The 10,774-nt window shown below is 74.8% G+C and carries 10 protein-coding genes and 1 riboswitch; of the genes, 2 read left to right on the top strand and 8 right to left on the bottom strand.

Annotated elements, in window-relative coordinates; all coding sequences use genetic code 11:
• From E4P41_RS19720 to E4P41_RS19710, 3 genes are all read right to left on the bottom strand, one after another.
• Nucleotides 1-263 (bottom strand): hypothetical protein (locus E4P41_RS19720; protein ID WP_209307817.1); only part of this gene is annotated, 263 nt, incomplete at its 3' end.
• Entirely contained in the window at nucleotides 260-1,417 is a 1,158-nt protein-coding gene (locus E4P41_RS19715) for an ArsA-related P-loop ATPase (RefSeq protein WP_135142932.1), read from the bottom strand. The genes E4P41_RS19715 and E4P41_RS19720, both read right to left, overlap by 4 nt.
• A gap of 8 nt (nucleotides 1,418-1,425) precedes the next feature.
• On the bottom strand, nucleotides 1,426-1,860 hold the full coding sequence (locus tag E4P41_RS19710; RefSeq protein WP_135142931.1) for an SRPBCC family protein: 435 nt from the start codon (nucleotides 1,858-1,860) through the stop codon (nucleotides 1,426-1,428).
• 156 nt (nucleotides 1,861-2,016) lie between these two features.
• Here E4P41_RS19710 and E4P41_RS19705 point away from each other — a divergent pair, with 156 nt between their 5' ends.
• Complete coding sequence (locus tag E4P41_RS19705; RefSeq protein ID WP_135142930.1) at nucleotides 2,017-3,810, top strand: long-chain fatty acid--CoA ligase; 1,794 nt, start codon at nucleotides 2,017-2,019, stop codon at nucleotides 3,808-3,810.
• A 42-nt stretch (nucleotides 3,811-3,852) separates the two neighbouring features.
• On the opposite strand, the gene E4P41_RS19700 is transcribed toward E4P41_RS19705, so the two are convergent.
• The 5 genes from E4P41_RS19700 to E4P41_RS19680 all read right to left on the bottom strand — a co-directional run bounded on the left by E4P41_RS19700 (nucleotide 3,853) and on the right by E4P41_RS19680 (nucleotide 8,902).
• Entirely contained in the window at nucleotides 3,853-4,974 is a 1,122-nt protein-coding gene (locus E4P41_RS19700) for a glycosyltransferase family 4 protein (RefSeq protein ID WP_135142929.1), read from the bottom strand.
• A complete protein-coding gene (locus tag E4P41_RS19695; RefSeq protein WP_245177505.1) occupies nucleotides 4,971-6,257 on the bottom strand; it encodes a M48 family metallopeptidase in 1,287 nt (428 codons plus the stop codon). Before E4P41_RS19695 ends, E4P41_RS19700 begins: the two co-directional genes overlap by 4 nt.
• A 123-nt stretch (nucleotides 6,258-6,380) precedes the next feature.
• Complete coding sequence (locus E4P41_RS19690) at nucleotides 6,381-6,599, bottom strand: hypothetical protein (RefSeq protein WP_245177504.1); 219 nt, start codon at nucleotides 6,597-6,599, stop codon at nucleotides 6,381-6,383.
• 4 nt (nucleotides 6,600-6,603) lie between these two features.
• Entirely contained in the window at nucleotides 6,604-8,193 is a 1,590-nt protein-coding gene (locus tag E4P41_RS19685; RefSeq protein WP_245177503.1) for a C40 family peptidase, read from the bottom strand.
• Between the two features lie 16 nt (nucleotides 8,194-8,209).
• Nucleotides 8,210-8,371, bottom strand: a riboswitch (cyclic di-AMP (ydaO/yuaA leader).
• A gap of 186 nt (nucleotides 8,372-8,557) precedes the next feature.
• Complete coding sequence (locus E4P41_RS19680) at nucleotides 8,558-8,902, bottom strand: hypothetical protein (protein WP_135142927.1); 345 nt, start codon at nucleotides 8,900-8,902, stop codon at nucleotides 8,558-8,560.
• A 620-nt stretch (nucleotides 8,903-9,522) separates the two neighbouring features.
• Here E4P41_RS19680 and E4P41_RS19675 point away from each other — a divergent pair.
• On the top strand, nucleotides 9,523-10,774 hold a 1,252-nt coding region (locus E4P41_RS19675; RefSeq protein ID WP_245177502.1), incomplete at its 3' end, for a DEDD exonuclease domain-containing protein.

Below are 10,774 nucleotides of genomic sequence, written 5' to 3'. Positions count from 1 at the left end.
GTGTAGCCGCCCTCGGCGAGCAGCTCGGCCAGGTCGTCGAACGGTGAGTGGCCGGCGGCCGGTGCGACGGAGGCGGCGTACCCGCGCATCACCCACGCCTGCGCCATCGACGCCGGCGCCACCGGGCACCAGCGGCAGTCGGCCGGGTGCCTCCCGGAGGCCTCGCCGTCCCGGGCGCCCTCGCGCAGCGCGGAGCCCAGGGTCTGGCCCAGCCCGTCCACCAGGCGGCGGGCCTGCTCGACCCAGTCGGGTCCGTCGTTCATCGCGTGCTCCCCTCGGCGGCCAGCAGGTCGGCCGGCCACTGCTGCGGATCGGGTGTGAAGCGGACCTCCAGCCGTGCCTGCGCGGTGCCGGCGTCGGCGAGCGCACCGCCGGTGACCACGCAACGGCGCAGCAGGGAGTCCAACCGGATCGACCGGCGCACCCCGGCCACGGTCACGACCAAGTCGTCCTGCCAGCGGGTCAGGTCCAGACCCTCCCGCTCGGCGAAGGGGAGCGGCAGCACCAGCCGGCGCATGCCCTCGGCCCGCTCGACGGCCGGCGTCAGCGCGGTCACCGGCGCAGGGACGTCCTCGGTGGGCAGCAGCCCGGCCAGCGCCGCGGCGTCGGCGGGCTCCCGCGCGGCCTCCTCGACCCGCCGGACCGGGGCCAGGTCGGCGAACGCGGCCAGCGCGGCGTCCTGCTCCTCAGCGCGCCGGGCCCACCACTCCCCCGGCCCGCCGGCGGGCAGCACCCGCGCGAGGACGGCGGACGGCTGCTGCCCGTGCAGCGCCAGCGCGGTCACCGCCGTCCGCAGCGCCGGGACGGCGGCGGCCCGCGGCACGGCGACCAGGAGTACCTCGGTGGCGGCTGGGTCGGTCAGGGCCAACCGACCCAGCCCCGCCTCGAGGGCCGGGAGAGCGTCGAGGACGGCGTCCACCGGCCCGCGCGGCGCCGCGCCGGAGCGCACCGCAGCGGTCCGGACGGCGCCGAGCACCCGCAACCGGGTGGGCAGCGCCTGGTCCAGCCACCAGCGCAGAGCGCCGGGCAACCCGACCAGCGCGGTCCCGGACTCCAGCGGTCCGGCGTCGACGACCACCGTGTCGGCCTCGTCTCCGGCGGCCGCGCGGGCCAGCCGTGCCAGGACGGCCAGCTCGGCGGCGCCGGGCAGCGGCACGACCGAGCTGGCCGGGGGCGGCGTCAGCGCGGGGACGCCGGCGAAGGCCCCGTCGGCTGCCGCCCAGAGCGACTCGGCCGCGGCCAGCGACTCGACGCGGTCGACGGCGAGGCCGGGGACGTCGGTGAGGTCGACCGCCTGCCGTCCGGGGCGGGTCAGCAGCAGCGTGCGGGAGCCGGTTCCGGCGGCGCGGACGGCGGCCGCCGCCGCGAGGGTCGAGGTACCGGCCCCACCGGGGCCGGTGAGGAGGAGCGTGCGCACCCTGCCGCCTAGCTCTCCACGCGCTTCTTGAGCTCCTTGAGGGCCGTGTCGAGGATGACCTTCTCGGCCTTGCGCTTGATCATCCCGAGCATCGGGATGGAGAGGTCGATGGTGATCGTGTACGTGACCCCGGTCGTTCCGGGTGCGGTCTCGGTGAGGGTGTAGGACCCCTCCTGCCGCTTCTGCATCTGGCCCTGGACCAGCTGCCAGGAGACCCGGCGGTCGTCGTCCCAGGTGTACTCGAGCACGTAGTCGTCCTTCACCGCGCCGGCGTCGAGGACGAAGTGCACCCGGCGGGCCCGGCCGTCCGGCTCGGTCTCGAGCACGTCGACCTGCTTGGCCGCGGCCACCCACTCCGGATAGGCCGGGAAGTCGGCGATGACCGCCATGACGTCGGCCGGCGGCGCCGCGACGGTGATCGACTGCGTGGACTGGTCGGCCATGCGGAGCAGGCTATCCGCTCGGCTCCGTCCCGGCGGCCCTCGATGGCAACTCTCCCTACTCACCGGTAGGGGTCAGCGGCTAGATTTCCCGAGAGGCCCCGTGACCGAGTCACGGGCGACGGTGCCCGTGGCCGGGCGGGCAGGAGAGGACGAGGCGTGCGCGAGTTCAGCGTCCCCGCGACCACCGAGGTGGGCCCGGACGAGGCCCTTCCCGACATGCTGGCCGAGAACGTCGCCGAACACGGCGACGAGGTCGGCCTGCGTCGCCGGGTGGAGGGCCGATGGGTCGACGTCACCTGGAAGCAGTTCGGCGAGGAGGTCCGCGGCGTCGCCAAGGGTCTGATCGCCGCCGGCGTGGCCGCCGGTGACCGGGTGGCCCTGCAGGCCAAGACCCGCTACGAGTGGACGGTCTTCGACTACGCGATCTGGACCGCCGGCGCCGTCGTCGTCCCCATCTACGAGACCTCCAGCGCCGACCAGGTCGCCTGGATCCTGTCCGACTCCGGCGCCACCGCGGCCGTCGTCGAACGCGACGAGCACGCCGGGGCCGTCGAGTCCGTCCGCGACCAGGCCCCCGACCTGAAGTCCGTCCACGTCATCGAGGACGACGCGATCGGGACCCTCACCGTCGCCGGGCAGGACGTGCCCGACAGCGAGCTCGACGCCCGCCGCGCGTCCCTGGACGCCGACAGCCTGGCCACGCTGATCTACACCAGCGGCACCACCGGGCGGCCGAAGGGGTGCGAGCTGACGCACCGCAACTTCCTGTTCGAGATCGGCAACGGCATCACCCTGCTCGACCGGTTCATGAGGGAGCAGGGCTCGCTGCTGCTGTTCATCCCGCTGGCGCACGTGCTGGCCCGCGTCCTGCAGGTGGGCGCGGTCAAGAACCGCACCATCATCGGCCACACGCCGGACGTGAAGAACCTGGTCGAGGACCTCGGTGAGTTTGAGCCGACCTTCGTCCTCGCCGTCCCGCGGGTGTTCGAGAAGGTCTACAACGGCGCCAAGGCCAAGGCGGAGGCCGACGGCAAGGGCAAGATCTTCGACAAGGCCGCCCAGGTGGCCATCGACTGGTCCCGCGCCCAGGACACCGGTGGCCCCGGCCTGGCGCTGCGTGCCCAGCACGCGCTGTTCGACAAGCTCGTCTACGGCAAGCTGCGCGCGGCCCTCGGCGGCCACTGCCAGGGCGCGATCTCCGGCGGCGCTCCGCTCGGCGAGCGGCTCGGCCACTTCTTCCGCGGCATCGGGGTCACCGTCTTCGAGGGCTACGGCCTCACCGAGACCACCGCAGCCGCGTCGGTCAACCACGACGACGCGCTGCGGATCGGCACCGTCGGCCGGCCGCTGCCGGGCGTCTCGTTCGCCATCGCCGAGGACGGCGAGATCCTCATCCGCGGCGGCATCGTGATGCGCGGCTACTGGAAGAACGAGACCGCCACCAAGGAGACGATCGACGCCGAGGGCTGGCTGCACAGCGGCGACCTCGGCGAGATCGACGCCGACGGCTTCGTCACGATCACCGGGCGCAAGAAGGAGATCCTGGTGACCGCCGGGGGCAAGAACGTCGCCCCCGCGGTGCTCGAGGACCGGCTGCGCGCGCACCGGCTGGTCAGCCAGTGCATCGTCGTCGGTGACCAGCGGCCCTTCATCGCCGCGCTGGTCACGCTCGACGAGGAGGCCCTTCCCCTGTGGCTGGAATCGAGGGGCAAGGACGCCGGCCTCACCGCTGCCCAGCTCACCGACGACCCCGACGTGCGCGCCGAGCTCGACGCCGCGGTCGCCGAGGCCAACAAGGCGGTGTCCCAGGCGGAGGCGATCAAGAGGTTCCGCGTGCTGGGCACCGACTTCACTGAGGACAACGGGATGCTGACGCCGAGCCTGAAGCTCAAGCGATCCGTGGTGCTCAAGGAGTTCGACGCCGAGGTCGAGGCGCTCTACGCCCGCTGAGTGGAGTCGCTCGGTGGCGGAAATCGTCACCGAGCGACTCCACTAGGGCTCGAGCAGCTCGGCGAAGGTGTCGGCGATCGACGTCCACGACCAGCGCTGCTCCACCCAGGCGCGGCCGGCCGCGCCCATCCCCCGGGACCGCTCCGGGTCGTCGAGCAGGCCGGTGAGGACGGCGGCCACGTCCCCCGGCGACCGAGGGTCGGCGACGACGTGGCCGGTCACGCCCTCCTGCACGGTCTCGGGGGCACCGCCGGACGGGCCGGCCACGACCGGCCGGCCGCAGGCGGCCGCCTCGAGGTAGACCATGCCCAGGCCCTCGACGTCGAGCCCGCCGCGCCGGGTGCGGCACGGCATGGCGAACACGTCGCCGGCGGCGTAGTGCTCGGGCAGCCCGGCCGGTGGCACCGGCCCGGTCAGGACGACGGAGCGCTCCAGTCCGCGGGCGGCCACGGCCCGGCGCAGGCTCCTCTCGAGGGGGCCGCCGCCGACCAGCAGCAGCCGGGCGGCGGGGTGCCGGGCCAGCACCCGCGGCCAGGCGGCGACCAGCACGTCCTGGCCCTTGCGGGCGACCAGCCGGGACACGCAGACGACGACCGGCGCGGCGCCCAAGCCGTACCGCTTCCGCACGGCCGCCCCGTCGGCGTCCGGGGTGAAGCGGTCGACGTCCACCCCGGGCGGCAGCTGCGCCATGCGGGTGACCGCGCCCAGCGCCGGCGCCAGCCGCGCCCGCGTGTAGTCGCTGATGTAGGTCAGGACGTCGAGCCCGGAGGCGATCCGCCGCATGAGCCGCCGCGCGCCGGGCAGGGCGACCCAGCCGGTCTCGTGGCCGTGCGTGGCACCGACGAGGTGCTGCACGCCGGCGTCCCGCAGCGCCGGGGCGAGCAGACCGAGCGGTGCGGCGGCCCCGAAGAAGGCGGAGTCGCAGCCGTGCCGGCGGGCCAGGTCGGCCGCCGCGCGGGCCGTGGCCGGGGTGGGCAGCAGCATGCCGGTCGGGCGGCGGACCACCGGGTACGGGAGCGCCGCGTCGTGGGTCTCCCAGCCCGGCGACCGGGAGGCGAGCACGACCAGCGACTCCGGCGGACGGCGGGCGAGGAGGGCGGCGACGAAGGTCTGGATGCCGCCCTGGCGCGGCGGGAAGTCGTTGGTGACGACCAGCGTCCTCACCCGGCGTCCTCCAGCAGCTGCCAGTCCCGTGCGAAGGCGATCCGCTGGGCGGCGGTCGGGTGCGAGCCGAAGAACCAGTGCCAGGCCTCGGGCGGGTCGGGGTCGTTCAGGTTGGTGGCGGCCAGCTGCCGCTGCATGGCGACGAAGGCCTCGGCGTCCCCGGTGAGCTCCAGCGCCCGCAGGTCGGCGCGGGTCTCGACCTGCCGCGACACCAGGTTCTGCACCGGGGTGCTCAGCAGGCCGCCCACCGACAGCAGGAACAGCACCAGGGGGACGACAGCCGGGTCGGCGGTCGACCGGGCGCCGACCCGGCGCAGCAGGGGAGTCCACGAGAGCAGCCAGCCGGACAGCGCCACGGCGACGGCGGCACCCAGCGCCCCGATCAGGGTCCCGGTGAGGACGTCCCGGTGGACCACGTGCCCGAGTTCGTGCGCCACGATCGAGGCGACGCCGTCCGGCGGCAGCTGCTCGAGCGTGGTGTCGTAGACGACGATCCGGCGGGTCGAGCCGAACCCGGAGACGTAGGCGTTGAGCGCGGTGGTCCGCCGGGAGGCGTCGGACACGAGCACGTCCTGCACCGGGGTGCCGTTCTCCTCCGCCAGGTCGAGCAGCCGGGCGCGCAGCTCGCCTGCGGGCAGCGGCTCGAACCGGTTGAACGCCGGCTCGATGACCACCGGGTAGAGGAACGACCCCACGACGACGAAGCCCGCGGCCGCCGCCGACGCCCACGCCCACCAGGTGCGCGGCGCCCGGCGGACCAGCCACAGGAAGCTCATCAGCGCCAGCGCCGTGACGACCGCGCTGATGGCGGTCGAGACGGCGACGTCCCGCAGCCACAGCCCCCAGCCGCGGGTCGACAGGCCGTACCGGTGGCGGACTGCTTCCGCGTAGGCCGACACCGGCAGCGTGACCAGCCGGCCGACCACGATCACCGCCGCGGTGCCGAGCAGGACCTGCGGCACCCATTCGCCGCCGAAGGGCGCTGCCACGGCGCGCACCAGCCGGGCCCCGAGCCGGGTCAGCCCCAGGACCGCCGACACCGCGAGCCCGAGCAGCAGCGAGGTCAGCGAGGCCGGGCGCAGCGCGGCGGCGAAGGACTCCGCCCGCTCCAGTAGCTCCGGCGGCAGCACGGCGCCCGGGTCGACCGGCGTGCGCCCGCCCGCCGGCTCGGGCAGCAGCGTCCACGGGGGAACCACCACGATGACGACCACCACCGCGGCACCGAGCACGACCGCGGCCAGTAGCGCGGCCCGGCGGGCGTTCATCCCGCCCGCCCCGCTCACCCGGTCGATTCTAGGGTCGCCCCTCCCTGCTGGGCCGGTCGCGGGGCTCCGGATGGCCCCGTCCAGGGGTCCGCTCCGACCGGGACACGGGCAGCGCTCCGCGCAGGTCGGGGACGGCACCGGCTACGGGGCGATGGCCCGGTACTTCTGCCGGGCCGCCTCCCCGCTCGTGCCGACCGCCTCCCCGATCCGCTGCCACGGGACGCCGGCGCGCCGGGCCACAGCGACAGCCTCGCCGAGCTCGGTTTCGGCCAGCGCGCGACGCAGCGCGGCGGCACGGAGGGCGGCCTCCTCCTTGGAGACGCTGGGCGGCGAGTCGTCCGCCTCCAGGGACGTGGCCATCGCCTCAGACTGCGCGACGATCTCCTCGAAGCTTCGCGGCATCGTGATCATCCCTCCTCAGAGGTACTTCGGTCGGGGCCTTCATGGCGTGGACGATGACGATCCGGTCGTCGTCCGCGAGGTCGTAGCCGACCTCCAGCAGGGTGACGCCGTTGCGGGCGGGGCCGACGGCGATGGTGAGGTCGTAGATGCCCTGGCCCGGATACTCGCCGATGGCGTTGCGGAGCGCGTGCAGCATGTCCTCATCAGCGATCCCGTGGCGACGGGCGCTGGAGAGAATGACCGGCTGCATGCCTGGCAAGTTAACTTGTCTCGCCATGGGACGCCAAGTCGCCTTGCCGTGCGCCGCGCGAACTCGCCCGCCTCCACGATCGGTGTCGGTCCAGGCCAGAAGCGTCCGAGCCGCGACGGAGGCGGTGACATGTGGGAGGGACGCGAGCCTGGGCTCCGCGCAAGTCGGGGACGCCACCTGGCGCGGTGTCGTCCGGCAGGACGACGGTGACCATGCGATGCGGCGCATGGCGGTGATCCCGCCCATCGAATCCACGCTCACGACCTTCACCTGCTGGCCGGACGTCGAGGCGTGCACCATCTGGCCGTTGCCGGTGTACATCGAGACGTGGCTGATCGGGCTGTAGTAGAAGGTCAGGTCGCCCGGCTGCAGGTCGCCCCGGGACACCGCGGTGCCCATCTGCGACTGCATGCGTGACGAGTGCGGCAGGCTGATCCCAGCCGCGGCATAGGCGTACTGGGTCAGCCCGGAGCAGTCGAAGGCCTCCGGCCCGCCGGCCCCCCACACGTACGCGTCGCCGACCTGGGCCAGCGCGGTGTCGACGGCGATCTGCGCGGCACCGCTGGCCGCGGCCGCGGGCGCGGCCACGACGGCCTGCCCGACGCGCGTGGCCACCACCTCCTGCCGCTGTGGGACCGACAGTGCGTCGTACTGCGCCTGGTAGTCGGCGATGTCCGACTCCAGCTGGGTCTGCCGCGCGGTGACGTCGTCGAGGGTGCGCTGGGCGGCGGCCTGCGCCGTCTCCGCCTCGGCACGGGCCTGCCGGGCCGCGGCGGCGGACTCGGCGACCTCGCCGAGCACCTCGGTGGTGTGCACTGCGATGGCGTCCAGGGTGGCGAGCCGGGAGACGAACTCCTCGGCCGACCCGCTGATCATCAGCAGGTCCAGCTCCTCCATGCCCTCGACGGAGGTACCGGAGGTGAAGGCGGCGCGGGCGACCTGACGGATGTGGCCGTCGAGCGCCTCGAGCTGCGCCTGCGCCTCGGCGGCGGCCAGGTCGGCGTGCTGCGCGGCCGCCTGCTGCCGGGCGAGGGTCTCGCGGGCCTCGTTGACCTGCTCGGTCACGACCTCGAGGTCGTGAGCGGCCCGGGCGACCAGCTGGGCGGCCTGGGCGGCGCTGGTGGCCTCTTCCGGGTCCGCGGCGGCGGTGCCCGGCAGGAGCGTGAGGGCCAGGGTGGCGGTCGCCCCCAGGACCAACCCGCGGCCGATGCAACGGGACAGGCCGGTACGGGGGTACGCGGCCGGGAGGCCGGGGACGGACTGATCGACGGCATGCCCCAGGGCAGGGCGGAGGGTCGCCACGGGCGGCGACTGTCCGTTCTTCCTCAGCGACGGCCTACCGAGTTAGCTGACGGGTTCGGACTGGGAAGAAGGCGCCCTATCTCTGGTGCCACCGGCGGACCGGCGCACGCGAGAACTCACCCCAGTGCTGTGGTGGGTCCCCGGCTCTCCCTCGACGCCACAGCGGCGCGTCGGGTGATTCGGCGGCTCCCGGCCGAGGTCACCCCTCTGCAGGCAACGACCACCCGGCCGGACCGGCTCACCGTACGGAGGCTGTGCGAGAAGTGACAAACAGGGGCGCGGGGAACTGTGAGGTCGAGGTGCTCTCCCGGGCTCGCCACGCCGCCGGTCACCCGCGAGGACCGAGCGGGTCGGCGCACCGTGGTCACCCGGTGCGCCGACCGGCGCCCTGTCCGCCGGTCCGCCGCTGCGGTGTGGCCCGTCGTGTCGGGGCCGACCGGGCGGAGTGCTGGTGACGCAGCGGCGGAACCAGACCGGCATCGGCCAGCACCCGGACGGCGCGGCGCTCGACGTCGTCGAACTCCACGACCACCCCCGGCGGCAACACGACGACGTCCTCCGCGGTCGGCCCGTCGACGCGACGTCCCGCCATCGGGACCACGGTCGGGTCGGTGCCCTGCCAGCCCGGCGGCGCCCCCAGCAGCACGGTGACGACGCAGTCCCCGCAGCCGGTGCCGCGGGCGGTGCAGGTGTCGCAGTCGATGTACACGGTCCACTCCTCCGCTGGCCGACCCCCTGGTCACGAGAGGCCGTCCCCGGCCCCGGTCGATCCGGGCAGCACGCTAGGACCGGGCACCGACAGTTCCGACTCAGGCGCCGACGTACTCCCAATGCCAGGGCTCCTCGCGGCCGTTGCCGGGGTCGGCCCAGCGCGGGTGCAGGAAGCCGAAGCGCACCCACGGGCACCAGCCGGTCGGGCAGCCCCGACTCCGGGGCGAGCAGCGCCGACGCCGACGGCGACACGACCCCGGCGGCGGCGAGCTCGTCGAGATGCGCCTGCCAACTGGCCGCCATGTCCCGGTCGACCTCCAGCTCGGCCTCCGGCCGCCGGGCCAGCTGCCGGTCGACGTCCCGGACGGCGGCGTCCAGCTCCCGGTCGACGAGGCCGCCGCCTCGAGCTCGGCCACCTCCTCGGCCAGTTGCACTGCACGGCGGCGCTCGGTGTCCAGGCCTCCGCGGCCGCCGCCCGGCGGCGGTGTCCGGGGGCACGCCTCCCCGCCAGAGACGTGGGTCCGGTTCCCCCGGACGGGCGAGCACCGGGCCGCCCGGGGCCTCCGGCACCGGCGCGCGTCCCCGGGACTGTCACCACCCCGACCTACCGTCCGCCCCGTGCCCTCCTCCCCCGCCCGCCCGGTGCCGGCCTGGTCCACCCACCCTGCCGCCCGCGCGGCCGCCGGGCTGCCGCGCTACGAGCAGGCCACCATCGACGAGCTGGGCACCCGGCTGGCGGAGATCACGTTCGTCGTCGTCGACCTGGAGACCACCGGCGGGTCGCCGAAGGACAGCGCGATCACCGAGATCGGCGCGGTCAAGGTACGCGGCGGGGCGGTGCTCGGGGAGTTCCAGACCCTCGTCGACCCCGGCTGCGAGATCCCGCCCTACATCAGCGTGCTGACCGGGATCACCTCGACGATGGTGGCCGCCGCGCCCCGGATCGGCGCGGTGCTGCCGAGCTTCCTGGAGTTCGCCCGCGGCGCGGTGCTGGTCGCCCACAACGCCCCGTTCGACCTCGGCTTCCTCAAGGCTGCCTGCGCCGAGAACGGCATCGCGTGGCCCGCGGCGGCCTCGGTCGACACCGCCGTCCTCGCCCGCCGCCTGCTCACCCGCGACGAGGTGCCCAACTGCAAGCTGGCCACCCTGGCGCCGTACTTCCGTACCAGCACCGAGCCGTGCCACCGCGCGCTGGCCGACGCCCGCGCCACCGTCGACGTGCTGCACGGGCTCTTCGAGCGTCTGGGCCCCGTGGGGATCACCACCCTGGAGGAACTGACGAGCCTCGCCCGGCAGGTCGACCCGGAGCGGCTGCGCAAGCGGCACCTGGCCGCCGGCGTCCCCGCAGGCCCCGGCGTCTACCTGTTCCGGGGGCCCCGCGACGAGCCGCTCTACGTCGGGACGTCGACCGACCTGCGCAGCCGGGTGCGCAGCTACTTCACCGCCGGTGAGCAGCGCAGCCGGATCACCGAGATGGTGGCGCTCGCCCAGCGGGTCGACGCGATCCCCTGCGCGCACGACCTCGAGGCCGCCGTCCGGGAGCTCCGGCTGATCGCCGAGCACAGACCCCGCTACAACCGGCGCTCGCGGTTCCCCGAGCGGGCGCTGTGGGTGCGGCTGACCGAGGAGCCCTTCCCCCGGCTGTCGGTGGTCCGCCGGGTACGGCCCGGCGCCGGGGTGTTCCTCGGTCCCTTCCCCGACCGGCGCGCGGCCGACGCCGCCGTGGCCGCCGTCCACGAGGCGCTGCCGCTGCGGCAGTGCACCGGGCGGCTCTCGCCCGAGGCGCTCGGCACCGCCTGCGCGCTGGCCGGGATGGGCCGCTGCGGCGCCCCGTGCACCGGCGCCCAGTCGGTCGAGGAGTACGGGGAGG

The sequence above is a fragment of the Geodermatophilus sp. DF01-2 genome (assembly GCF_004571065.1).
Lineage (GTDB): Bacteria > Actinomycetota > Actinomycetes > Mycobacteriales > Geodermatophilaceae > Geodermatophilus.
Note: the sequence above shows the minus strand (reverse complement) of the source record. Positions and strands in the feature narration are given on the sequence as shown.

Bases quoted from the DNA above. Each gene is read 5' to 3' on its own strand.
- E4P41_RS19710 (WP_135142931.1), bottom strand. From the start codon at position 1,860: ATGGCCGACCAGTCCACGCAGTCGATCACCGTCGCGGCGCCGCCGGCC.
- E4P41_RS19690 (WP_245177504.1), bottom strand. From the start codon at position 6,599: ATGGCCACGTCCCTGGAGGCGGACGACTCGCCGCCCAGCGTCTCCAAG.